This is a genomic window from Erysipelothrix anatis (assembly GCF_009828745.1).
Classification (GTDB): domain Bacteria; phylum Bacillota_I; class Bacilli_A; order Erysipelotrichales; family Erysipelotrichaceae; genus Erysipelothrix; species Erysipelothrix anatis.
The window spans coordinates 142,524-168,200 of sequence record NZ_WTSX01000004.1 but is presented as its reverse complement, the minus strand read 5'-3'; the positions used below and the strand labels follow the sequence as shown (position 1 = coordinate 168,200).

The following is a 25,677-nucleotide window of genomic DNA, read 5'->3' as shown; positions in this document are numbered from 1 at the left end:
AGTGGACCTGAAAAAGGTCCACTTTTTTACGAATGTTTGCACTTTTCAGTAATTACTCCAAAAATATTTACATATTTCCAATATTTTTTTAAAATAATGCAATCAAGGAGAAAAATATGACAAATATCATGGATAATTTTGGAATAAAACTATTTTCGTCAGAAAAAATGCGTAAATATATGCCAAGGCCAGTCTTTTTGAAATGGGAACGGTCGGTAAGTCAAGAGGAACCGATGGATCGGGAAACTGCTGACGCGATTGCGCACGCGATGAAGGTTTGGGCGATGGAAAATGGTGCTACTCACTACTCACACTGGTTTCATCCAATGACGGGTTCTAGCGCAGAAAAACATGATGCATTTATTGAAGTCACTCCAAGTGGTGAAACAATTACCCGCTTTTCAGGAAAAAATCTAATCAAAGGTGAAACTGATGGTTCTAGTTTTCCCAATGGTGGCCTTCGGCAAACATTCGAGGCTCGTGGTTATACATACTGGGATGTGACCTCACCGGCATTCTTGCGTGGCCATGTTCTCTTCATTCCCTCAATTTTTATTGCTTACCATGGAGAATCACTGGATGAAAAAGCACCATTAATTAAGGCGATGGATGCATTAAGTGAACAAGCAACTCGAGTCGTTCATGCGTTGGGTGATAAGTCCGTCACTTCGGTCCGCGCAATGGTCGGTTTAGAACAAGAGTACTTTCTCGTAAATAGTGAAACGTTTCAAGCACGAGACGATTTAAAATTTACGGGACGAACCCTTCTCGGTCATGAAATACCGAAAGATCAAGAACATGTAGGTCATTACTTTGGAGCTATTCCAGCGAAAGTTATTGATTACATGGAAGCGGTCAATGAGGAGTTATGGAAATTAGGAATTCATGCAAAGGTAGAGCATAATGAAGTATCCCCTGCGCAGTTTGAAATTGTTGTAATCTATGCTGAGGCGAACATAGCGATTGATCAGAATATGCTCGTAATGGAAACCTTAGAGCGTGTAGCGTTAAAACATAATATGAATGCATTATTGCATGAAAAACCATTCGCTAAGGTTAATGGATCAGGAAAGCATAATAATTTTTCACTTGTCACAGATACTGGACTCAATCTCTTCGATCCTGGTGATCGTCCTCACGAAAATGTTCGCTTCTTGATTTTTGTAAGTGCCATGATTCGTGCTGTAGATACACACGCAGAATTACTCCGATTTGCTGCCTCTACTCCGGGTAATGATTATCGCTTGGGTGCAAGTGAAGCGCCTCCTGCAATTATATCAATGTTTGTGGGTCAGACATTAGAGTCGATTCTCAATCAATTGATGCAGACGAAAGAATTAACGCTTAATAAAGATGATCAGTACTTTAGTCCTTTAGCATCTTTGTCGGCTACGCGTAAAGATAGTGCCGATCGCAACCGAACATCACCATTTGCGTTCACTGGTAACAAATTTGAGTTCCGTATGCCGGGTTCTGCAATCTGTAGTGCTTTCGTAAATACTGTATTGTGTGCCATTCTGGCAGAGTCACTTGAATCAATTGCAGATGAATTGGAACAATACAAATATGTTCAGGAAAGCCGCGAACGTGCGCTTGAAGTTTGCCAACAAATTGTGCAAGCCCATCATCGGATCTTATTTAGTGGTGACGGTTATCATGAATCGTGGATTGAAGAAGCGTCCCACAGAGGGCTTGCAAATCTTACAACCTATCTTGAGTCGACCCACTCATTACTCTTGGACAAGTCACAAAATATGTTTGAGAAAACACGCGTCCTAAATCGTCGTGAATTGGAGGCGCGCTATGAAATTGCACGTCATCGCTATGTGGAAGACGTGCGAACAGAAGCATTAACCTTGATTCAGATGATAAATCGTCAATTACTGCCGGCTGCGATGAAACAAGTTCAGGCATTCATGTTACCGAACGGTACAATACTACCAGGGCACTATGCAGCAACGCGTCACGCTCAAATTATAAATCTTAGTGACCGTATTGTGGAAAAAATCCAAGCAATGGAACGATTGGTTCAAGGTGTGGTTAATAAAGATCTTGATGCACAATGCCTTGTACTTGATCGAGAAGTTGTTAAACTGTTGGCATCGATTCGTGTTGATGCGGATCAATTAGAGACATATATGGATGCTTCATTGTATCCTTTCCCAACATATAGCGATTTATTGTTTCATGTATAAAAACACATCACACGTGATGTGTTTTTTTTAGAGGATTATCATTGCATAAAAGAGGATACTTTGGTAAGATACATACGAATCCTTTAAGTAAGCACAGAGATGTTTATAAGGAAACATACACACTAAGAAACTAGTCATGTTTTCCGTATATCTTTTCACGTTCTTATTTGATTCGAAAAGTCAGATCATACATACGGAGGTACATTTCATGGCTAAGAATCATTTTACACGTAAGATACTCATCACCCTCGCATTGGGCCTAATTGTTGGAATTGGGTTCATTTTTCTGCGTGAGTATTTAATATCAACTAATCATCAAGCACTTTGGACATCAATAGACAAATTGTTGTTTGCCGATATCAGTGCACCAGGTAATAAAAATGCAGTTGGAATCTTCTACATAGTAAGTCAAATTTTTATGAGACTCTTGCAAATTGTTTTAGTTCCTCTAATCTTTACTTCAATTATTAAAGCAATTGATCATATTCGTGAGTCAAGTTTACTCAACAAGCTGGCAACCAAAGGTATTAAGAACTTTATTTTGCTCCTCACTGTTGCAGTTATCCTTGGAACAACAGTTGGTTATTTTGGTTACAGTATGGGTTGGTTCCAATTATCGAATCTTGAATCGATTGAGCTTGCTCAAACAACGGTTAACGACACTAATCCTTTGATGATTGTCTTAAATGCCTTCAATAATAACTTTGTATCGATGCTTTCAAATAACGGAAACATCATTGCGGTAGTTGTCTTTGCGCTTATCGTTGGTGTTGTCATGCAAAGTGTACGCGATCAAATCGATATCCTACGTAAATTCATCAACGAAGTCTACATTATTACGATGAAACTTCTTGAAATCGTCATTGTTAAGTTTGGACCATTCGCAATCTTTGCCTTATTGGTTAGAACGCTTGCATCTTATGGAACAAACTATCTGCAACCAGCAATGGTTTACATGGTATTGACATCCTTAACCTTACTGGTCTTGATGTTTGTAGTCTTCCCATTAATAGTGTTGGTACGTACAGGGTTATCTCCAGTTATTTTCCTAAAGAAAATGTATAAGGTAATTGCGTTTGGTTTCTCCACATCTTCGTCTGCAGCAACCTTACCTTTAACGCAAGAAACGGTAATGCATGATTTAGGTGTTGATGAAGCGATTGCTTCGTTCATCGTGCCACTTGCATCTGCCATCAATATGACTGGAACGGCCATTATGCAAATTGTTGCAACCTTGTTCATAGCGTCAGTAGGCGGTTATGAAGTTGGCGTAGTTCAAATGATTTCCATTATTGCACTCGTTGTAATTGGGTCGATAAGTACCCCAGCAGCACCTGGCGCAGGTGCAGTCTTACTCTTCACAATTATTAGTGGGATGGGTTATGTTAATCCAGAGGCACTTGCAGCATATAGCTTTATTTTCGCAATCAACCGTCCGGTCGAAATGCTTGTTACTGCGGCAAATGTTATGGATGATGGCGTGAGTGCATTATGTGTCGCTCATGAACTAGATATGGTTGATGAAACGCTCTTTCATAAAGGGTGGGAGACTCAAACAGTTGCAACTCCATCAATAGAATCTTAAAAGCGCTTAGGCGCTTTTTTTTGTTTTATTTGCGATATCTTAAGAAGCACACATAAATTTCTCACACCTTTCAAATCAATTGATGTTATGGTAATAGTATGCTCAGTAAGGGATTAAGGTTATGGAAAACACGAGAACCAATGATTTAAAGCAAACAGAATACGATGGATTTTTCGCAGAAATGTATGATGAAACGGTAAATTTGGTATACAATATCGTCTATAAAATTACCAATAATCAAAATGATGTGGATGACATTGTGCAGGATGTGTATTCGAGTGCATTTGCTCGCATCGACACACTTGAAGCACCAACACTTGAAAATTTCCGTCCATGGGTGGCGACCATTGCGCGGAATCGTGCTATTGATTCGCTAAAGAAACAGCGAGATATATCTGTGGAATCGATTGAAGTGTTGCAATCGTTAAGTCAAGATACCGCGAATCAAAGCCGGTTTGAACATCCTGACAAACTAGCGATGTTACAAGAACGGAACGATCTATTGTATGGTGCAATTCAAGAATTACCAAAAGATCAGCAACTTTGCATCGTTCTATTCTACTTTGAAGATCTTTCGATTAAGGAAATAGGCGAAGAATTGAATTTGAATCGGAATACCGTAAAGAGTAATCTTCGTTACGGCAAGAAGAAATTAGCACAAGTCCTTCATGAAAAGACTCAAGACGGCAAGCGCCTTCTCAGTGTCTTTCCGATTTTCTCTTCATATCTTCTCATTCGAATGTTGCACCGAGAAGGTTCATCACAACATATTCAACGACGCGTTGTAGGGGGGATAGGAGTCGGAATGGTTGTCATGGGTATGGTTTATTCATTTCCTAAATCGACAAGCACTGCAAGCAATCCACCTATTTCTGAAGTAGCGGGTAATTCAGCTGATGAACTCTTCTCGTGTTTGGATGTTTCGTTTGTTGGACACTCTGGAAATGGGCATGCATATGCTAAAACAGGTACTTGTTTTAATCAGGAACGCAGTGAAACACAAGTGCGTATTGATCCTAATACACAACTGAGTAACAATTCGTTTATCGAAATTACCATAACCTATCAAAATGAAGTCAATGAATCTGTGAGTGCAACACGGAAATATCTGGTGAATGGATTAGAATAATATTTTGAAAGTTTTAAAACTTTTGGAGGGCTGATTCGTTGTATTAAGTGAGAGAGTCTTCCGTTTACCGTAAAACGGATAATCAATCAGAGGGGAGCTTGAAAACATGAAACGAAAATTAAGTATTGTAATGGTGATTGTTGTCAGTATTATGCTGTCACTTGCACCAGTGATTCAACCGATTGAGGCGGTTGATCGTAAAGAAATTGCGTTAGAAATATTGAATGCAAAAGTAACCAATGAAAAAGGGGAAGCCATTGGTTCAGCAAATCAGTATACAGTTATTAAGTTTGCGTTGGACTTTAAAATTCCTAATAACATCGGAAAAAAAGGAGACTATACAAACATTAAACTACCCGATGCTCTTAAGTTTGAAGGAAATAATAAATTCGAAATGAAAGATAGCCTGGGGAACATTGTTGCGTATGCTACCGTCAATCCACTAACAAAAACAGCAGAGCTCGTATATACAGATTACATCGAAAAAAATTCGAACATCTCAGGATCATTGGAATTCTTCACACGGATTGATACAACCACAACTCAGGTTGGGGAGACAGTTCAAATTGATATTGATATTAATGGTGAGGTTATTTCCGGAGGGACAATCGAAATTGAACATAATAGCGATGATCCAAACGAAAAATTCTCGAAGTATAACTGGTTCTTAAACGAAGAAGGTACTCAAATCCAAAACATTCTGCGTATTAATCCATCAGGTGGAACTTTCAATGCTGCTGTTGTTTATGATGAATTACGAACAGCTGGCTTAGACTATGAGTTGTCATCGTTTAAGATCTTAAAAGGTGATTGGATCCTCGATGCTCAAGGTGTATGGCGTATGGATAATGGTGTTGATGTGACGGCAGATTTCGAGATCAAATTTGGCGATGACAACCGCTCCTTTAGTATTGATTTTGGGAAAATATTGAATTCTGATGAATACATGGTTCAATATATTACGTCGATTTCTTATCAACCTGTGACTGATGAAAAATTCGAAAACTATGCCAAACTTGAGGATACAGATGTCATCATTAAAGAAGTGGTTCGAAATACTGTTTATTATTCCGCAGGTGGTGGAGCAAATGGGTACAACCACGGAATCAAACTACTGAAAGTTGATGCACAAGGCAACCCGCTTGAAGGTGCAACGTTTACACTGACACGAAACCGAACCAATCAAATCATGGCAACGAGTACATCGGATGTGAATGGTGTCGTATCGTTTGCTGACTTATTGAAGGATGATTATACGTTAGAAGAAACCGTTGCACCAGATGGCTATCTACTGCTGGAAAGCCCAATTGCGATACCTAATGATTTACTGATTGCTAATGGTGTCTTCGAATTGACGGTGGAGAACGAGAAAATCGTACCACCGGTAGAGCTTATTTCAATTAGTGGTACCAAGACATGGGTTGATGGTGAAAGCCCGCTACGCCCTGAAGCAATTACTGTACGCTTGTTTGCAGATGGAACTGAGGTAACGAATGTTACACCAATCTGGACCAAAGCAGGTGATGTATGGACTTATACATTTAAGGATGTTCCGAAAACCCATGAAGGTGAAAATATTACCTATACCGTTACAGAAGATGCGGTACCGGGTTATCAAACAACACAAACAGGACTCGATATTACAAACACGAAAATTGAACCACCGATAGAACTTGTATCAATCAATGGAACCAAAACATGGGTTGATGGTCAAAGTTCACTACGCCCTGAAGCAATTACTGTACGCTTGTATGCAGATGGTACTGAGGTAACAAATGTTACACCGACATGGGTTAAAGTAGGTGATGTGTGGAGCTATACGTTTAAGGGTCTTCCGAAAATGAATGGCACTCAAACAATTATCTATACTGTAAGCGAGGATACGGTACCGGGTTATGAAACAAATATCACAGACTTCAATATTACGAATACGCTCGTGAAACCGCCGCTTGAATTGATTTCAATTCAAGGAACGAAAACATGGGTTGATCAATCCAATCAATCAGGACAACGTCCTCATGCTATTACAGTACGCCTATATGCTGATGGTAAAGAGGTTCAAAATGTTAAACCTGTGTGGTCTAAAGCCGGTGATGTTTGGTACTATGAATTTGCGAATTTACCAAAATTTTCAGGAGAACGAAGTATTGAGTATTCAGTTCGTGAGGATGCTGTTGCAGGCTATATAACACGGATCGAAGGCTTCAACATCACAAATACATTAAATCCTAAACCGGTGTTACCAGAAACAGGATTGGCGGATAATAATTATGGATGGATCTTGATAGTGGGTGGTTTTGCCATGATGCTCACATCACGGATGAAACGTCGTCCAAAACATTAATAGTCACAAATAAATAGAAAACCGCAACTTCAAATAATTGCGGTTTTTTTACTTATAATAGGGTCTATAGAAAACTGTAACGAATCATCCCCTCACATAGTGGAAACATTGCCACGTTTTTTGTTATGATAAGAATGAGGGACTCTTATGAAAAAATATCGAAAAAATCTAAAGGCATTGTTTACAATGATGTCATCAAATGAAGGAACACTCTTCACATATGCATTTGCTTATTCACTAATCGTTGGGATCGCTCCCATTTTAATTTTAGCGGTTGTTTTTATTGGGAAATATGTTGTCCCAGTAGAACAACTTATTTCATTTCTACAACGTTATATACCGAAAGACTTAATTGAGCCGTTTGTACTTTATATCTCAGCTTCTAACTTTGATAATTTGGGACTCTTAATTACATTGTTTGCGGCGAGTGTATGGGTTGGGTCCAAAAGTATCTACTCATTTCTAATTCTGAGCAGTGAGCAAGATCAAGTATCGGTTAATGGATGGTTACTTCGTGGGCTATCGGTTGCTTATTTCTTGCTGATTTTAGTTGGAGTTGCAAGTGTGGGGTTGGTTATGGGATTCTTTGACTTCTCATACAAACTTTTTGTCATTCCATTGGTCATTGGCTTCTTTATGGTTTTTTACCGTCTGATGTCTTTTCGCTACACAAAGTGGCGGGAGGTACTTCCAGGCGCTATTATAGCAGCATTAATATTATTGCTTTTAGGGCAACTATTCTTCGTTTATATTAATCGCTTTACGAATTATCAAACCATTTATGGTCCGCTAGCATCTATAATGATTTTATTAATCTCAGGATGGTTTATTGCTTGGATTATTTTCTTTGGTTATAGCATCAATTATGTCTTTAGAGACAATGAATCAGAATTGCCAGAAAAGAATCGCCTTATCCGATTCTTAACTAAGTTTTAGGAGGTAGTTATGTCACCAGAATTCAAAACTGAAGTTGATAATGTTACATCGTTATGGGGATATATCTCGTCGCCATTTGCACAACGTGTTATTGCGACCGCAATCTTATTCTTTGGGGTGTGGGTCATTAATCGGGCGATTGAAAGTGCGATTGATCGCATTGCCAATGAACGTCGAATTGATATAAACAAGCGCACAATTTACCAATTAATCGCGAAAATTATCCGCTACATTCTCTATGTCATTGCATTTACATTCATGCTGGAAATTTTCAACATCTCAATTGCTCCGTTACTCGCAATTGGTTCTGCAGTCGGTGTTGCAGTTGGTTTGGGTGCACAAGAGGTTGTACGTGATACGATATCTGGATTCTTAATTCTTACAGAAAATCAATACGTAATCGGCGATGTAGTAAAAATCGAAGATTCTGTTGGAGAAGTCGTTGAAGTAACACTATTGTCGACGATTTTGCGTAATGGTTTAACAGGTGAAGTTATTACCATTCCCAACGGTGAAATTAAAGTTATCGTTAATTACTCAAAAGAGTATATGAATGCTTATGTTGATATTCCGATGCCTTATGAAATGAGTACAGATTCCATCATTTCAACTTTACAGGACATTGTAGTTCCAATGAATTATGAGGGTGCACTTACGCCGGTTGAGGTTATTGGTATCGTTGACTTCGCTCAAAGTGCTATTAAAGTTCGTGTTAGTGTTAAAACCGAAGCAGGCAAGAATTATGAGATTGAACGCCGTATGCGCAAAGATATAAAAAATGCGCTGGATGAAAAAGGCATCGCAATGCCATATAATACACAAACAGTTCATCTTAAACAGTAAAAAGGGCTCCGCAAGGAGCCTTTTATTTTTGGTAGTCAACATCAGAAAGGTCGAAGCCATTAAGTGCTAAAAAATCATGCTTAAATTGTTCGAAATCCGTGATGGATTTAAAGTTTTCTGCTGTAACGTCATTTAAAATGGCCTGTACATCTAGTTGGGTTGCAGCGTCTAGCTCATACGCGTCTAAACGATAGAGCCCATCCGCATCAACAATCGCTTGATTTCCATAAATCATATCTTTGTACAAACGGTATTTATGCATTGTGATCGACTCATGTGTTTGCTTTGTTTTCATGACTTTAAACAATGCACTTGCATACAAGGCAACAGTTGGAATGAATACAGACGCCTTGGTTACAACAGTTTTCGATGCAGAAATAATAGCTTCACCATGGATCGGTTGAAGCTTTTTATTAATTGCAGCATTAGCGCGTTCTAAGTCTCGTTTGGCGTTTCCGATAGTACCATCCTTGTAAATAGGATACGTGACTTCAGAACCGACGTATGTGTAGGTTACAACTTTAGCGTTGTCGTTTAGAAGATTGGCTTCTAGGAGCGCATCAATCCAAAGTTCGTAGTCATCACCACCCATAACAACTCGTGTATTCTCGATCTCTTCAGATGTTGCTGGCTGTAATGATTCTTGGAACAGTGTCTCTTTCGCAATATCGATTGAATATCCTTCAAAAGGCGTACCAATGGGTTTTAATGTTGATACAAATTTCTCTTGGGTATCGGGATGAATGCGAATACCACTAGCAACTGAATAGACGACTAAATCAATTTTGCGACCAGCTTCTACAAAATCAGCAATAACTTTTTGTTTCGTTTCATGGCTAAACGCATCAGCGTTCAAATCATCGGACGCATACCCATTTTCCTGTGCCAATGTAGCGAAAGCAGTATTGTTGTAGTAACCAGCACTTCCAGTGCTACGACCTTTAGGGCCACGCTCAAAACTGACGTTGTAAGTATAGGCATGAGCATTGAATGTTAAGGCTATACGGGTTGCTAACCCATAGCCCGAACTTCCACCGATTATCAGAACATTGAGTGATTTTTCTGTGATATTTGGAAGATTTTGAACTTCTTTAATTTGATTTTTAATGTTTTGGAAACACCCTTCTGGGTGGGCGTTGAGTGCGATATTATCGCGAATTAACGATTTGATTGTCATCATAAACACGATTCTCCTTTGTTGACTTACAAAAATCATTATATTATCATTTAGTTTGAATATCAAACTATTTGTTTGGAGGTAAATTATGAACATTGATGATATCAAGCAATTAATAGACATTTTAGAAACATCAGGACTTGAGTCCTTAACCTATAAAAATCAAGATTTTGAAATCGCATTACAAAAACCAGTAACAAATACATTTATACCATCGCCATCAGCTCCGGCAGTGATTGCACCAGTTAATCCAGAACCAACATCTGCAACCAACGCGATGACATCTCCGTTAGTCGGTGTTTACTATAGTAAACCATCACCAGATGCACCTGAATTTGTAAAAGTAGGACAAACTGTCAAGGTTGGCGATATCCTTTGCATTATTGAAGCGATGAAAGTAATGAATGAAATCAAAGCGACACAAGCAGGTGTCGTAAAAGAAATTTATGTATCAGAAGGCGCTACGGTAGACTTTGATCAACCGTTATTTGTAATTGAATGACAATGATTCAAAAAGTTTTAATCGCAAATCGTGGTGAAATTGCTGTTCGAATTATTCGTGCATGCCGCGAATTGAACATCAAGACAGTGGCAGTTTATGCAACAGTTGACCGTGATTCGTTACATGTAAAGTTAGCCGATGAGGCAATATGTATTGGCGATCATCGTCTTGAAAATTCATATTTAAATCACAACGCAATTCTACAAGCTGCTGTGAATACTCAAGTCCAGGCGATACATCCTGGATTTGGTTTTTTGAGTGAAAATGCAGATTTTGTCCGTGCATGTGAACGTGTTGGAATTACCTTTATCGGACCCAGTGCAGACTTAATTGACAAAATGGGCGATAAACAAACTGCCCGAGAAACGATGATTGCTGCTGGAGTACCAATTGTGCCTGGATCAAAAGGGTTGATTCATGATTTAGCGCAGGCTTATCAGGTTGCACAAGAAATCGGTTATCCAGTGTTAATCAAGGCAACGGCTGGTGGTGGTGGTAAAGGCATGCGTGTTTGTTATGATGCTTCTTTATTGGAAGATGCTTTTAACCAAGCACGTCAAGAAGCTTTTAATGCATTCAATAATGCAGACGTCTATATCGAAAAATTTGTAGAAGGTCCCCGGCATATTGAAATTCAAATTCTAGGAGATAAGCATGGCAATAGTGTGCATCTTTTTGAACGTGAATGTTCGGTTCAACGCAACAACCAAAAAATGATTGAAGAAGCACCGGTTCAAAACCTATCATCTAAGACCCGGAAAAAACTGTATGATGTCGCTACAAAGGCTGCGAAACAAGTTCAATACGTCTCTGCAGGAACGTTGGAATTTATTATGGATAAAGACGAAAATTTTTACTTTATTGAGATGAATACCCGGATTCAAGTGGAACATCCAGTTACCGAATTAATAACCGGCGTGGATATTGTAAAAGAACAAATTCGAATTGCTGAAGGAAAGCCGCTCTCATTTAAGCAATCAGACCTGAAGACAAACGGCCATGCTATTGAGATTCGTGTCAATGCAGAAGATCCTGATCAAGGCTTTAGACCTATGGCAGGAACGTTGAATGGGCTTCATTTCCCAGGTGGAAATGGTGTTCGTATTGACTCGTTTGTGTACCAAGGGTATAAAATTCTTCCATTCTACGATTCAATGATTGCGAAAGTAATTGTACACGGAAGCAATCGTGATGAAGCAATGGAGAAAGCAATTCGTTGCCTAGAGGAAATTGACTTGGATGGCATTAAAACTAATGTGGACTTCCAACTCGAAATCCTTCTCAATCAAAAATTCCAAGACAATGTGTATGATACGACATTAGTTCAGACACTATTGAAGGGAGATAAACATGTTTAAAAACTTAAAAGATAAAAAATCAAAAGTAGACGCAATAAAAAATCCTGAATATTTATCTGCGTCAATCGAGGTTCCGGATGGCATGTATGACAAATGTCCTAAATGCGAAAAAACTCAGTTACTAGAAGTAATTCAGAATAATCGTTGGGTATGTCCTGCGTGCGACCATCATTATCGTATGCATGCAGCGTCACGCGTGCAAATGACCTTTGATAGTTTTCGAGTATTTAACCATCGGGTTAAATCAAAAGATCCTCTGAATTTTCCAGGATACGCTTCTAAGTTGGACGACTTAAATTCAAAACAAGGAGTCTATGATGCGGTTGTCTGCGGAGAAGCAACCCTTGGCAATCATGAAGTAATTGCAGTCATTATGGATTCAAATTTTCTCATGGGATCAATGGGAACTGTTGTTGGAGAAAAAGTGACACGTGCCTTTGAACGCGGTATGCAACAAAAGAAACCTGTCATTGTATTTAGTGCCTCTGGTGGCGCACGGATGCAAGAAGGGATGCTCAGTCTGATGCAAATGGCAAAAACAAGTGGAGCTGTCGGCCGTTTTCAAGATAATGGCGGCTTATTTATTAATGTCTTAACAGACCCGACTACGGGTGGTGTTACTGCTAGTTTTGCCATGCTTGCAGATATCATTCTTGCAGAACCTAAAGCACTTATTGGTTTTGCAGGACCGCGGGTGATTGAACAAACATTGAAACAACCATTACCAGAAGGGTTTCAAAAATCTGAGTTTTTATTAGAGAAGGGATTTGTGGATGCAATCGTATCACGTCATGATATGAAACAAGAACTCGTAAAAATACTAAGCATTCACGGTAAGTAACATGACGACTGCATGGGAAAAAGTTGAACGCGCGCGTTCAAAGAATAGAATTAACACACAAACAATTTTCGATACCATTCTTACAGATTTTATGGAATTTCATGGTGATCGCTACTTTGGTGATGACTCAGCCATTAAAGGCGGTATTGGCATGCTCAAAGATATGCCAGTCACTGTGATTGGTGTTGTTAAAGGGCGTGATACCGAGGAAAACCTGAAAGCAAATTTTGGAATGGTACATCCGGAAGGGTATCGTAAAGCACTTCGTCTTATGAAACAAGCTGAAAAGTTTAAACGACCAATTATAACGTTTATTGATACACCAGGAGCGTATCCTGGTATTGGTGCAGAAGAACGCGGACAAGGGGAAGCAATTGCTCAAAATCTGATGCAAATGATGACCTTTGAAGTTCCTATTATTGCGGTTATTATTGGTGAGGCAGGGAGTGGTGGTGCACTAGCACTTGCTGTTGCGAATGAAGTATGGATGCTTGAAAATTCAATTTATAGCATACTCTCGCCAGAAGGCTTCGCCTCGATTTTATATAAAGATGCATCGAAGGCAAAGGAAATTGTTGATGATATGAAAATCACGAGTGATGCCCTTCTAACCCTGGGAATCATTGACGATATCATTGTGGAACATGATGATAACCAAGAATTAGCACAACAAATCGGTGATAAACTTTATCAATCGCTTTCAAAGTATAAGAAGAAGCGTGGTTCAAGTCTTGTAAAGCACCGTTATGAACGATTTAGAAATATGGGTGAGGTAGAACATGGTAACAAGTAAAATTATTGCTACAGGAAGACATGTGCCTGATTTTAAAGTGACCAATACTGACTTAAGTAAAATCATGGATACCAACGATGAATGGATTCAAAAAAGAACTGGAATTGAAGCCCGCCGTTTTAGTGATAAGAGTACAACCTATATGGCAACAGAAGCAGCTTTTGAAGCTCTCGCATCTTTGGATGTTGAGACCATTGATTGTATTATTGTGGCAACCTATACCCCAGATACTTTCATTCCAACGGTTGCGAACCAAGTTCGCTCAAACCTTGGGATTAAACGATCCATTCCTTCGTTCGATATCAATGCAGCATGTTCGGGATTCCTCTATGCGTTTCAAAACGCTCATGCATTCATAAAGGCCGAAGTATACAAGCGAGTGCTTGTGATTGGTGCTGATTTTAACTCGCGTTATCTAGACTTTACGGACCGATCAACTGCAATTTTATTTGGTGATGGTGCAGGTGCGATTGTGATGGAAGCGGCATCTTCAGGAACGATTGATTGTGTCATTGGCGGCGAAACAGATGTTTTGGCAAGTATTACGGCACCCAATTTAACCGATCATCCCAACCCTTTGTTGCCTCGCGATTTAATTGCGCATGAACATTTCAAAATGAAAGGTTCGGATGTCTTTAAATTTGCGGTGAAAACGATGGAAACAGAAATTAATGCCATACTTCAAAAACATAAGTTGAGTATGGATGATATTGATTATGTGGTATCACACCAAGCCAATCAACGTATTCTTGATAGTGCAGCACGTGCACTCAAAGTACCCACAGATAAATTTTTGAGTAATGTAAAAGGGATTGGTAATACCTCTGCGGGAAGTGTGCCTATATTACTGGATGAAGCAGTTAAAGACGGTCGAATTCAACCCGGAATGAAAATAATTATGATAGCGTTTGGCGGTGGGCTGACCTACGGGACTGCGCTGCTGGACATCTAATTCAGTTGACAGATATACGATAAATCTATATAGTTTGAATATCAAAGTAAATTAAAGGAGCAAAATTATGAACGAAAAAATTAAAGAAATAGTAGCAGAAATTTTAGATGTTGAGGTAGCAACAATTGCGGAAGATGCATCAATCTTAGATGATTTAGGAGCAGATTCAATTGCTGTGATGGAAATTGTCATGGAACTTGAAGGCGAATATGGTGTAGAAGTCCCAACTGAAGATATTCTGACATTAAAAACAGTAAATGATATTGTCGCATATATCGAATCGAAACAGTAATGACAGTTGGTTATATTTTTGCAGGCCAGGGCCAGCAGTTTGTATCCATGGGTGAAGATCTTGTAGCGTTGTACCCCAGTGCGGCACGTACATACGCTCAAGCATCACAAATACTAGGATATGATGTCTTAAAATTAGATGAATCACAACTTAGTGAAACACGATTTACCCAACCTGCACTCTATGTACTGCATACAGTTATTGCCCAATTACTAGAAACAAATAACATTTCAGCAAATGTCGTTTGTGGCTTGTCATTAGGGGAATACAATGCCATTACCGAAGCAGGAGTCATCGACTTTGAAACGGGACTCGCGCTTATCCAAAAACGAGCAGAAATTATGCATAATGCCCTCACTCCGTACACAAGTGGCATGGCAGCATGTCTCAAAACTGATCGTCATACGGTAGAAGCGGTACTTCAAGGACATGACGTCGCGATTTGTAATGTTAATACACCGTCACAAATTGTAATCGGTGGAAATGTAGAAGCGCTCGAAGCTGTTATTCCAGCGCTCAAAGAAGCTGGTGTTCGAATGGTGATACCTTTGAAAGTATCAACGGTATCCCATATGGCATTGCTCAAGCCCGCAAGTGCATTGTTACGCGGTGTACTTGAGTCAGTTCCCTTCAGAACACCTAAGATTTCATTCATCAACAATATTCATGCGCAAGTCCAATCAGATAATTTTGTGGATACATTAGCACGTCATATTTCCGAACCAACGGAACTAGCGGCATCAATCCAAAAAATGGTGGATATGGGTGTGGATACAATAATAGAGATTGGTCCTAAAGGGTCAATTTCTAAATTTGTAAAAGAGATATGTGGCGATACAGTAAAAACGTATAACGTCTATTCTGCTGAAACATTGGGAGGACTTATTGATGACCAATAAAATAGCAATCGTAACTGGCGCAACAAAAGGGATTGGCCTGGCTATTGCCCGCCAGTTAGAAAGTGACGGCTATCTTGTATATGGAACATATGTTCGAGATTATGAACCGGACTATGTTGCACGTCTTGAAACACCGACTTTTAAATTACATCAAGTAGATGCACGCAACCTTGAAGCTTGTGATGCTTTTATTAAAAAAGTGCAGACCGAACAAGGTCGTATTGATGTTCTTGTCAATAATGCAGGCATCGTTAAAGACAACTTAATGATGCGCATGCAAGCCACTGACTTTACAGATGTTATAGATGTTAATTTGGTCGGACCTTTCAATATGGTTAAAGCAATTACGAAACCAATGATGCGCCAAAAAAGTGGTGCAATCGTCAATATTACGTCTGTAATTGGTGTGGTTGGCAATATTGGACAAGCAAACTATGCTGCAAGTAAAGCAGGTCTCATTGGCTTTTCTAAGAGCATTGCTAAAGAATTTGCGACGCGCGGTATTCGCGTTAACTGTGTTGCTCCAGGATTTATTGAAACGGAGATGACAGCGTCTCTTGACGAAGCCATCCGAAAACCAATCTTGGATGCAATTGCACTAAAACAATTTGGGGAACCCGAAGACATTGCACACGCTGTAAGCTTTTTAGTGAGCGACCAGGCAAAATACATAACTGGGCAAACACTCAATGTGTGTGGTGGTATGGTGATTTAGAGGTAACTATGAAAAAACGTGTAGTGATTACGGGACTCGGAATTGTGAGTCCTTTAGGTAATGATGTCGAAACCGCGTTTCAAAATGCTATTGATGGTATCAGTGGTATTGAACGCATAACTCATTTTGATACAACAGATTTAAAAGTAAAAATTGGAGCTCCGGTTAAGGATTTTGATGGGCTAAAGTATTTGACCAAGCGAGATGCGCGTCGTCAAGATCTTTTTAGTCAGTTTGCGGTCTATGCTGCAAACGAAGCATATCGCGATGCTGGACTCAATGATGAAAATCACGATCCAAAGCGAACTGGAGTGATTATGGGAACCGGCATGGGTGGCATGCAGACCTTTGCAAATGACTTAAATCGTGCCTTTGAAGGCGGGTATGGTAAAATTCCACCAATGTTTATTCCAATGATTATTCCCAACATGGCAGCTGGTAATGTCGCGATTTCGCTGAATACAAAGGGTCATGTTTCATGTATTACAACAGCCTGCGCTGCCGCAACACATGCAATTGGTGACGCATTTCGTATGATTCAATATGGCGATGCTGACATTATGCTAGCTGGGGGAACAGAAGCTGGTGTTTCACCGTATACACTTGCAGGATTTAATGCTTTAACCGCATTAAGTGCTGAAGAGGATCCGTCACGTGCGTCACGCCCGTTTGATAAAAACCGTAACGGGTTTGTTTTAGGTGAAGGATCAGGTGTCCTTGTCTTAGAATCATATGACCATGCAATGGCTCGCGGAGCAAAGATTTATGGAGAAATGGTTGGATATGGTTCAACGTGTGATGCCTTTCATATTACTGCTCCAAATGGAGAAGGTGCTGTGGATGCGATGCGTCAGGCCTTAAGTGATGCAAATATGGTTCCAGAAGATATTTCATATATTAATGCGCACGGAACCAGCACCCCTTTAAATGATAAATTTGAATCCCAAGCAATCATGGAAGTTTTTGGAGATCAAGCATCTAAGGTCGCAATCTCCTCAACAAAATCTATGCATGGCCATGCTTTAGGTGGAACTGGTGGTATTGAAGCTGTTTTGTCTATTAAAGCAATGGAACGAAGCATTGTCCCACCAACTATAAATTATGAAACACCAGACGAAGACTGTCCTTTAGACTATGTCCCCAATGTCGCTCGCAAGATGGAAGTTAATGCAGTGATGTCGAATTCCCTAGGATTTGGTGGGCATAATGCTGTGATTGTCTTCAGAAAGGATGTGTAGTCTTATGTTAATGAACTCAAATGATATTCAAGCGATTATTCCACATCGATACCCATTTTTACTTGTTGATGCGGTGAAAACGATGACGGAAACATCTATTGTCGCGATTAAGAATGTATCGGCAAATGAGATGCAATTCATGGGTCATTTCCCTCAAAAACATGTGATGCCTGGCGTCTTGATTACAGAAGCTTTAGCACAAGCTGGAGCGATTGTATTGTTGTCGCAACCGCAATTCAAAGGGAAAATAGCCTATTTTGTTGGAATCGATAACTTTAAATTTAAGAAACAGGTTATTCCTGGAGATCAAATAGAACTTCATGTTGAACTCGTAAAACTCAAGAGTATTATGGGTATTGCAGAAGCAAAAGCGTATGTTAATGGGGAGGTTTGTGCCCTTGGAACAATCAAATTCGCCATTGGCGATTAAAACAGGAATCGATTTAGTGCATATGCCTCGTTTCGAGAAACATGTCACTGATCCGCGTTTTTTGCAACGTATCTTAACAGAGCGGGAAATAGTATTGTTTGAAGAACTTACCACACCCCGTCGAAGATTAGAGTTTCTTTGTGGTCGATATGCGTGTAAAGAAGCATATTCAAAGGCTATGGGAACTGGCATTGGTGTGACTGATTTTCATGATTTTGAAGTCTTGAAAAATGATTTAGGAGCTCCAATTAGCGATAAAGGCGCAGTCTCAATCAGCCATGATGGAGCGTATGCGATTGGAATGGTGATTATTTATGGATAATTTTTATATGTTAGTAACGTTTATTGCGTTGCCGTATTATTGGATTCGTTCGCAATGGTTGCGCCGTTATGGCTCAGATGACCAAATTGACCGTGAGTTGAAGATGTATTCACGTCATTATTTTGGTATCAGAGGTAAAACGATTACTCCGGTAAATCGACCGGTGGATCCAGGTACCTGTATCTACTTATCGAACCATCAATCCCATAATGATATTTTCGTTACCCTAGGAATTGTTGAAACACCATTCCGCTTTGTTGCCAAAAAAGAATTGTTTACAAGTTTTATAACAGGGTCATTTATGAAAATGTCCCGTTCGTATCCGTTAGATAGGGAAGACCCACGCCAATCATTGACCCTACTTAAACAAGCACTTGAAGATACTACTGAAGGGCATTCTTTACTGGCATTTCCAGAAGGAACTCGGTCCCATCAGAAAGAAATGGTTGAATTTAAAGCGGGCATGTTTTCCGTGCTTCGAAAGAGTACGGTTCCAATTGTCCCAATGTACATCAAAAATAGCTATAAGAAAAACACACGTAATTATGAGGTGTTCTTTGGCGAACCCATGCTCCCGGAAACTTTTAATAAATTGAAGGGAACAGAATTAAGTCTTGAAGTCAAACGTCGTATGGAGATGTTGATGCAACAAGCTTATCAATAAAAAAAGCGACTTATTAAAAGTCGCTTTTCATATCGCTGTCTGAAGTGTGTGTTTCATCGACTGTAATGGCAGCAAATGATCCCCGTGTTACTTCTTTGAGCTGAAGAGGATTAAGGCCCATCTGCTGGCCTATTTTACCTGCTGATACAATGATTTCATCCATCGACTGCGCAGAGTCAGCGATGACTGTTGGAAACTGTTTCTTCATGCCAAGTGGTGAGCATCCTCCCCGTACATATCCGGTCAAATCAAACAATTTATTTAAATGCAAAAGCTCGACCCGTTTTACACCAAGTGCCTTGGCTGCTTTTTTCATATCGATATGATCAAAAATTGGAATAACCGCTACAAAATGATCGTTACCACTTTCAAGGACAATCGTCTTAAATACCTTTTGGGCTGGCTGATTGATTTGAGTGGGCACATCGATTCCTTTTTCTATCTCATCTTTGCTATATTCGTACATATTATATGCATATTTTTTTTGATCAAGAATACGCATTGCGTTTGTTTTCTTAATTTTCATGTAATCACCTACAAATAGTCTAACACAGAGTTTGAACGAGATATAGTAAATCGTGTGGAATCATGTACCTGTCGCTTCGGATTAACGTAAACATCAGGAATTATGTGGAATGTTAATTCAAAGGGGTAAATGCTTGAATATGTGCCTTGCTATTGGTATTCTTGTTACATCAAGCAAAGTAAATAACATGTGTTAAGTGCCAGAAGGATGGGAAGTCGCCTCTGGACGAAACGAAAGTGCAGTGTGTTATTGCCTCCGTTGCATAACTTTTCTTTAACTTGCTTGAAAAGAAAAGAGGATTTGAAATGAAAACAAAACAAATAGCAGTGATGGCAATGTTTGTTGCAATACAAATTGTTGTATCACGTTTATTGAGTGTGACGACTCCGATCACAAAGATCAGCTTTACGTTTATACCCTTAGCAGTAACTGGGTATTTAATGGGTGTTAAAAAATCGATGCTTATCGCGATAATTGCCGATCTAATTGGAGCTACACTATTGCCTTCGGGGCCCTATTTTCCAGGGTTTACCGTCTCTGCAGCAGTAACTGGTGCAGCATGGGGAATGTTGAAAGGTAAGGATAAACCGTGGCTTTGGGTCATTGGGATTTCTTTCTTTCATTTTGCGTTTGTAAGCTTGTTGCTGAATTCGACCTGGATCTATATGATGGGTGGAAAAGCCTTTTCCGCAATCATTGGCCCTCGTGTTTTAAAGTCAGCGATTATGCTCCCACTAGAAATAATTATTAACGGTTCGCTCATCACAGCGTTACAACGCCAAAAATTTGGTGAGAAACTGATAAATGGTCTATAATAGACCATTTTTATTATGGTACACTAGGTGTAATTGAAAGGGTGATAGTATGAAAAATGATGCATTAATTTCACAAGAAGCAAAGTATGAAAAAATTAGTGTCGTTGCGGACCAACTTGGTCTCGAAGAAACCGAGTATGAAGTGTATGGTAACTACAAAGCAAAACTTGATTTATCACTGTTAGACCGCCCACGAAAAGCAAAACTAATTCTGGTGACAGCTATTAATCCAACACCAGCGGGTGAGGGAAAAACAACGGTTAATATTGGATTGTCGATGGCGATGAACCAACGCGGTTATAAGACGGTGACAGCACTTCGAGAACCATCTTTGGGGCCAGTGTTTGGCATGAAAGGTGGCGCAACCGGTGGAGGATATTCACAGGTTATTCCAATGGATGATATTAACCTCCATTTCAATGGTGACTTTCATGCAATTACGGCTGCACATAACTTACTAGCAGCTATGATTGATAATCATATTTATCATGGTAATGAACTCAAAATCGATCTTAATAATATTGTTTGGGTACGTGCATTAGATACGAATGATCGTGCCTTACGACGTCTTCAAATTGAAAGCAAAAAAACACCACATCAAACATTTTTTGATATTACAGCAGCGTCGGAAATTATGGCGATTTTCTGCTTAGCAAAAAATATGGATGATTTACGAAACCGTCTGTCAAATATTATCATTGCTTATGATATCGAAGGTCACGAAATCCTTGCGAAAGACCTCGAAGCAGTGGGGGCGATGTTACTCTTATTAAAAGATGCGATGCGTCCTAACCTTGTGCAAACACTAGAAAATACACCGGCAATTATCCATGGTGGACCATTTGCAAATATTGCCCATGGTTGCAACTCAATTCTTGCGACTGAGATGGCAATGAAGCTTGGTGATTACGTTGTAACTGAAGCGGGATTCGGTGCAGATTTGGGTGCAGAAAAATTTTACGATATCAAATGTCGTATTGGAGGATTTAAACCAGATGCAACAGTTTTGGTAGCGACAATACGTGCCTTGAAGTATAACGGAGGCGTTTCGGTTCATGACTTGAATGAAGAAAATCTTGAAGCGTTGGCACTTGGAAGTGCTAACCTTAAGCAGCATCTTGAGAACATGCGGAAGTATAGTGACAACATCGTGATCGCTATTAACCGATTCCCAAGTGATACGAAAGCAGAAATTGAGTACCTTCAAACATTAGCGTCGACGCTCAATGTTTCAATCATTCTAACCGATGTTTATGGCCAAGGGGGTTCGGGTGCGCTCGAACTTGCTGATCACGTTGTTGCCTTGTGCGAAAAAAATAACCGTTTCAATTACCTTTATGACGCATCTGTCGATGTTTACAAAGCGATTGAGACAGTTACTTCAGAAATATACCGTGCGAATCGGGTAGAATATTCTGATATAGCGAAAGCGAAAATTGATAAGATTTTGGAAACCTATCCGCAAGGACTGCCAGTGTGTATCGCTAAAACACAATATTCCTTTAGTGATGACCCTAAAGCACTGAATGCCCCGCGTGATTTTGTCGTCAATGTTCGCGATGTGCGTTTAGCCAAGGGTGCTGGATTTTTGGTAGTATTATTGGGAGCAATCATGACAATGCCTGGATTACCAAAAATACCAAATGCTGTAAACATGGACTATGATGGTACGGTCATTGGATTAACATAAGACGCATATGCGTCTTTTCTTTTTTCTTCAAATGAAATCGCATACAACACAGACTCATAAATTGTGATAAACTATCTGTAGTAAATGAGGTCAGAAAAGATATGGAAACTAATGTCAATGAATTACTAAAAAATGAATTAAACCAATTCAAAGCACACCAAATTGATGCTGTTTTGGATTTAATGGCAGATGGCAATACTGTTCCGTTTATTGCACGTTATCGTAAGGAAGTTACGGGAAGTCTTGATGAGGTACAAATCCGTGAAATTGCAGACCGTTTTGAGTATCTTACAAATCTTGAAAAACGAAAAGAAGAAGTTATTCGTCTCATTGATGAGCAAGGGAAATTGACGGAAACGTTACTTGCAGACATTCAAAACGCGTCGGTTCTTCAAAAAGTCGAGGATTTATACCGTCCGTATAAACAAAAACGCCGCACAAAAGCGACAATCGCCCGTGAGCGCGGTTTAGAGCCGTTAGCGATCGAGTTTATGGCATTACCAGATTCGTTCAATCTGGAAGGGCTGGACGCATACCTAAACGAAGAGTTCGAACTCAATACCCGAGAGGATGTTTTAGCGGGCGTTCACGAAATTATCGCGGAGGTTGTTTCGGATGAGCCAAGTTATCGCGAATGGATTCGTGATATGACCTCAAAACATGGGGTTGTAGTCAGTAAAGTTAAAGATGCAGATAAAGATGAGCGTGAAGTCTATGAGATGTATTACGAGTTTTCACAGCCTGTTGATAAAATTGCATCGCATCGAATTTTAGCACTAAACAGAGCAGAAACAGAAGGTGTTTTAAAAGTTGATATTGAGATTGATGAAGCTCGTATTCTTGAGTACTTCCGTCGTCGCATAATTGGGAACAAGAGTAACTCCGCAACTGTTGAATATGTTCAAAATGGTTACACAGATAGTTACAAACGGTTCATTAAGCCGGCCATTGAACGTGAAATTCGAAATATGATGACAGAAAAAGCAGATAAACAAGCAATTCATATTTTTGGTGAAAATCTTAGAAATTTACTGCTCCAAGCACCTTTAAAAGGACAAACGGTTATGGGATTTGACCCAGCGTATCGTACCGGTTGTAAGTTAGCAATCGTTGACGCAACGGGGAAAGTAGGTTCTATTGATGTTATCTATCCACATGAACCGGCCCCTGAGCATAAGCGCGCTCAAGCTGCGACAATTTTCAAAAATCTTATTACAAAATTTGATGTAGATACCGTTGCCATTGGTAATGGGACAGCGTCTCGTGAATCGGAAGCTTTCGTTGCAAAAGCTTTAAGTGAACTTGGTGGTAAAACTGCCTTCGTTATTGTGAATGAGGCAGGAGCATCTGTATATTCTGCTTCTGATGTTGCACGTAAAGAATTTCCAGATTTACAAGTTGAACAACGTTCGGCTGTAAGTATTGGACGTCGCCTTCAAGATCCACTGGCAGAACTCGTGAAAATCGATCCGAAATCTGTTGGTGTCGGTCAATACCAACATGATGTTTCCCAAAAAGAGTTAACGACTGCACTTGATTTTGTCGTTGAAACAGCAGTTAACCAGGTTGGGGTTGATGTGAATACAGCATCACCACAGCTCTTAGAATACGTTGCTGGGCTGACAAAAACAACAGCACAAAACATTGTGACTTATCGTGAAGAACATGGCATTTTTAAGAATCGTAAGGCGATTAAAGATGTACCGCGTTTAGGTCCTAAATCATATGAACAAGCAATCGGATTCTTACGAATTCCAAACGGGGAGTATATCCTCGATAACACAGCAATTCACCCTGAAGCATATGCTACTACTGAAAAAATCTTAAAGCACTCAAATATTAAACCTGAGGAATTGGGAACAGAAGCAACGAAAGGCAAAATTGAAGGCATGTCAATTAATGAGCTTGCTTCGTTATACGATATTGGGAAGGTTACTTTAGAAGATATTTTTGCTGCATTAAAACAACCAGGACGTGACATGCGCGAATCAATGGCAGGGCCATTATTACGTAAAGATGTCTTGAGTATGGAAGATTTAAAACCAGGTATGGAACTTCAAGGAACTGTTCGAAATGTCGTGGATTTCGGTGCCTTTGTTGACGTCGGAGTTAAACAAGATGGTCTGGTTCATATTTCTAAATTAAGTAAACAATTTGTAAAACACCCAACTGATGTTGTTTCAGTTGGCGATATTGTTCAAGTCTGGGTACTTGAAGTTGATCTCAAGAAACAGCGAATTCAACTTTCAATGCTACCTTTGGATGCGTCATAATAAATCATGTCGGATACCTAGAATGTAGGAGCATTCATGAAAAATCAAAAACTAGTTCTAATTTACGTGGTTTTAGCACTCAGTCACGTTCTCTCAATCACCTCATTAGTGATGCAGCGAAATGAAATCATCATGACACTATCACTGATTTTGAAGTTATTTGTGACGGTGAAACTTTTAATTCCATCGCGATCAAAGTTGCTGTTAGCAAGTTTAATTGCGCAAATTGCAAGCTTTGGCGTATCGTTTATTAGTGGAACGTTTCTTCTTGCTCAGTCTGGAGAAATAGCTCGAACAGTTGGAAACCAGTCGTTCGCACTACAAATAGCTTACATTTTGATGGGAATTGCTGATGCACTCGTTATTCTTTACGTATCTAAACTTTCGCGTAATCCGTTCTTGACACGTATTTATCAAGTATTATCCTTTGTTATGGTTATGTTCGTAAGCGTTGGAACACTCGGATTTGCTTTTCCGATTCCTACAATATTGGATGTCATGGTATCGGTGTTCGAAGTTACAGGTTATGCGGGATTTGTAGCAACCCTTTTAACAGAACTTTATCTCAACACTAAATCTTTAAAGACGGAGGAAATATGAAAACGAAAGACCAAATAACGCAAACAATGATCCTCATCAGTGGATTGATCATCTCGATGCTTGCGACAGTATTGAAACAATATCCTATTGTCATGGTAATTGGATTAGGGATTCAAATATTTGCAACATTTAAGTTATTCACAATTACCAAAAACAAGTATTTAATTTGGAGTCTAGCGTCCTTAATGCTAAGTTTTGCGATTGTCTTCTTGAGCGGTACATTTGTTCCGATGATGACAACTGATATGTTCACAATGATCGCAATTTTATCCAATTTCTTGCTAATTACGTATGTTCTAATTCGGATGGCAGATGTCCTTCTAATGGTTTACGCGTCAGAGAATGCGCATAATGATTTCTATAAGCGATTCTATCAATTTCTTGCCATTTCGTTTACAGTGATGATTTTAGTAGGTTCCATCGGAACCTTCCTTGAAGGATTCACAATTATTCTGGTGCTTGTCTCAGTATTGGAGTTTGTATTCAGAATAGGTTTTATTCTAGCATTGATTCTAGAAGTCTATCATTCAAAAAAAGAGGCCTAACCTCTTTTTTGTT

General features: G+C 39.5%; 25 protein-coding genes and 1 riboswitch. Of the genes, 23 read left to right on the top strand and 2 right to left on the bottom strand.

Annotated features, from left to right (window positions below; all coding sequences use genetic code 11):
- The first annotated feature begins 116 nt into the window (after positions 1–116).
- The 6 genes from GVV19_RS04620 (at position 117) to GVV19_RS04595 (ending at position 9,032) form a co-directional block, all read left to right on the top strand.
- Positions 117–2,195, top strand: a complete 2,079-nt coding sequence (locus tag GVV19_RS04620) for a glutamine synthetase III (protein ID WP_159645873.1) — start codon at positions 117–119, stop codon at positions 2,193–2,195.
- Positions 2,196–2,403: 208 nt separating this feature from the next.
- Positions 2,404–3,780: a dicarboxylate/amino acid:cation symporter gene (locus GVV19_RS04615; protein ID WP_159645870.1), complete on the top strand. Its 1,377-nt coding sequence runs from the start codon at positions 2,404–2,406 to the stop codon at positions 3,778–3,780.
- 121 nt (positions 3,781–3,901) lie between these two features.
- Positions 3,902–4,909, top strand: coding sequence for an RNA polymerase sigma factor (locus GVV19_RS04610; RefSeq protein ID WP_159645867.1), 1,008 nt, complete (start codon positions 3,902–3,904; stop codon positions 4,907–4,909).
- Positions 4,910–5,015: 106 nt separating this feature from the next.
- The gene (locus GVV19_RS04605; protein ID WP_159645864.1) at positions 5,016–7,253 is read left to right on the top strand and encodes a Cna B-type domain-containing protein; all 2,238 of its coding nucleotides are present in this window, start codon (positions 5,016–5,018) and stop codon (positions 7,251–7,253) included.
- 147 nt (positions 7,254–7,400) lie between these two features.
- A complete protein-coding gene (locus GVV19_RS04600; protein ID WP_159635593.1) occupies positions 7,401–8,189 on the top strand; it encodes a YihY/virulence factor BrkB family protein in 789 nt (262 codons plus the stop codon).
- 9 nt (positions 8,190–8,198) lie between these two features.
- Positions 8,199–9,032, top strand: coding sequence for a mechanosensitive ion channel family protein (locus GVV19_RS04595; RefSeq protein WP_159645861.1), 834 nt, complete (start codon positions 8,199–8,201; stop codon positions 9,030–9,032).
- A gap of 22 nt (positions 9,033–9,054) precedes the next feature.
- Here the strand turns inward: GVV19_RS04595 and fabV are convergent, their stop codons facing one another.
- On the bottom strand, positions 9,055–10,212 hold the full coding sequence (fabV, locus tag GVV19_RS04590; RefSeq protein WP_159645858.1) for an enoyl-ACP reductase FabV: 1,158 nt from the start codon (positions 10,210–10,212) through the stop codon (positions 9,055–9,057).
- A gap of 85 nt (positions 10,213–10,297) precedes the next feature.
- On the opposite strand from fabV, the gene accB reads away from it, so the two are divergent.
- The 12 genes from accB (at position 10,298) to GVV19_RS04530 (ending at position 19,215) form a co-directional block, all read left to right on the top strand.
- Positions 10,298–10,711, top strand: a complete 414-nt coding sequence (gene accB / locus GVV19_RS04585; RefSeq protein WP_159645855.1) for an acetyl-CoA carboxylase biotin carboxyl carrier protein — start codon at positions 10,298–10,300, stop codon at positions 10,709–10,711.
- 2 nt (positions 10,712–10,713) lie between these two features.
- On the top strand, positions 10,714–12,069 hold the full coding sequence (accC, locus tag GVV19_RS04580) for an acetyl-CoA carboxylase biotin carboxylase subunit (protein WP_159645852.1): 1,356 nt from the start codon (positions 10,714–10,716) through the stop codon (positions 12,067–12,069).
- Positions 12,062–12,910 (top strand): acetyl-CoA carboxylase, carboxyltransferase subunit beta, encoded by an 849-nt coding sequence (gene accD, locus GVV19_RS04575; protein ID WP_159640820.1) that lies wholly within the window; start codon positions 12,062–12,064, stop codon positions 12,908–12,910. The genes accC and accD overlap by 8 nt, the downstream gene beginning before the upstream one ends.
- 1 nt (position 12,911) lies before the next feature.
- Positions 12,912–13,703 (top strand): acetyl-CoA carboxylase carboxyltransferase subunit alpha, encoded by a 792-nt coding sequence (locus tag GVV19_RS04570; RefSeq protein WP_159635575.1) that lies wholly within the window; start codon positions 12,912–12,914, stop codon positions 13,701–13,703.
- Entirely contained in the window at positions 13,690–14,655 is a 966-nt protein-coding gene (locus GVV19_RS04565; protein WP_159645849.1) for a beta-ketoacyl-ACP synthase III, read from the top strand. Before GVV19_RS04570 ends, GVV19_RS04565 begins: the two co-directional genes overlap by 14 nt.
- Before the next feature lie 67 nt (positions 14,656–14,722).
- Complete coding sequence (locus GVV19_RS04560) at positions 14,723–14,947, top strand: acyl carrier protein (protein WP_159635569.1); 225 nt, start codon at positions 14,723–14,725, stop codon at positions 14,945–14,947.
- Positions 14,947–15,846, top strand: coding sequence for an ACP S-malonyltransferase (locus tag GVV19_RS04555; protein ID WP_159640814.1), 900 nt, complete (start codon positions 14,947–14,949; stop codon positions 15,844–15,846). Before GVV19_RS04560 ends, GVV19_RS04555 begins: the two co-directional genes overlap by 1 nt.
- Complete coding sequence (fabG, locus tag GVV19_RS04550; protein WP_159645846.1) at positions 15,836–16,561, top strand: 3-oxoacyl-[acyl-carrier-protein] reductase; 726 nt, start codon at positions 15,836–15,838, stop codon at positions 16,559–16,561. The genes GVV19_RS04555 and fabG overlap by 11 nt, the downstream gene beginning before the upstream one ends.
- Before the next feature lie 8 nt (positions 16,562–16,569).
- On the top strand, positions 16,570–17,799 hold the full coding sequence (fabF, locus tag GVV19_RS04545) for a beta-ketoacyl-ACP synthase II (RefSeq protein ID WP_159645843.1): 1,230 nt from the start codon (positions 16,570–16,572) through the stop codon (positions 17,797–17,799).
- Positions 17,800–17,803: 4 nt separating this feature from the next.
- Positions 17,804–18,229, top strand: coding sequence for a 3-hydroxyacyl-ACP dehydratase FabZ (gene fabZ, locus GVV19_RS04540; RefSeq protein ID WP_159640805.1), 426 nt, complete (start codon positions 17,804–17,806; stop codon positions 18,227–18,229).
- Positions 18,198–18,551: a holo-ACP synthase gene (gene acpS / locus GVV19_RS04535; RefSeq protein ID WP_201288189.1), complete on the top strand. Its 354-nt coding sequence runs from the start codon at positions 18,198–18,200 to the stop codon at positions 18,549–18,551. The genes fabZ and acpS overlap by 32 nt, the downstream gene beginning before the upstream one ends.
- A complete protein-coding gene (locus GVV19_RS04530) occupies positions 18,544–19,215 on the top strand; it encodes a lysophospholipid acyltransferase family protein (protein ID WP_159640799.1) in 672 nt (223 codons plus the stop codon). Before acpS ends, GVV19_RS04530 begins: the two co-directional genes overlap by 8 nt.
- 13 nt (positions 19,216–19,228) lie before the next feature.
- Here the strand turns inward: GVV19_RS04530 and ybaK are convergent, their stop codons facing one another.
- Positions 19,229–19,741 (bottom strand): Cys-tRNA(Pro) deacylase, encoded by a 513-nt coding sequence (gene ybaK / locus GVV19_RS04525; RefSeq protein WP_207948919.1) that lies wholly within the window; start codon positions 19,739–19,741, stop codon positions 19,229–19,231.
- 172 nt (positions 19,742–19,913) lie between these two features.
- Positions 19,914–20,004, top strand: a riboswitch (THF riboswitch).
- Between the two features lie 42 nt (positions 20,005–20,046).
- On the opposite strand from ybaK, the gene GVV19_RS04520 reads away from it, so the two are divergent.
- The 5 genes from GVV19_RS04520 (at position 20,047) to GVV19_RS04500 (ending at position 25,664) form a co-directional block, all read left to right on the top strand.
- Positions 20,047–20,556 (top strand): folate family ECF transporter S component, encoded by a 510-nt coding sequence (locus GVV19_RS04520; protein WP_159635551.1) that lies wholly within the window; start codon positions 20,047–20,049, stop codon positions 20,554–20,556.
- 49 nt (positions 20,557–20,605) lie between these two features.
- A complete protein-coding gene (locus GVV19_RS04515) occupies positions 20,606–22,246 on the top strand; it encodes a formate--tetrahydrofolate ligase (protein ID WP_159645840.1) in 1,641 nt (546 codons plus the stop codon).
- 101 nt (positions 22,247–22,347) lie between these two features.
- Positions 22,348–24,519 carry a Tex family protein gene (locus GVV19_RS04510; RefSeq protein ID WP_159645837.1) on the top strand — a complete coding sequence of 724 codons (2,172 nt, stop codon included), beginning with the start codon at positions 22,348–22,350 and terminating at the stop codon, positions 24,517–24,519.
- Between the two features lie 36 nt (positions 24,520–24,555).
- Complete coding sequence (locus tag GVV19_RS04505; protein ID WP_159645834.1) at positions 24,556–25,119, top strand: hypothetical protein; 564 nt, start codon at positions 24,556–24,558, stop codon at positions 25,117–25,119.
- Positions 25,116–25,664 (top strand): hypothetical protein, encoded by a 549-nt coding sequence (locus GVV19_RS04500; protein ID WP_159640787.1) that lies wholly within the window; start codon positions 25,116–25,118, stop codon positions 25,662–25,664. Before GVV19_RS04505 ends, GVV19_RS04500 begins: the two co-directional genes overlap by 4 nt.
- The last annotated feature ends 13 nt before the right edge of the window (positions 25,665–25,677 follow it).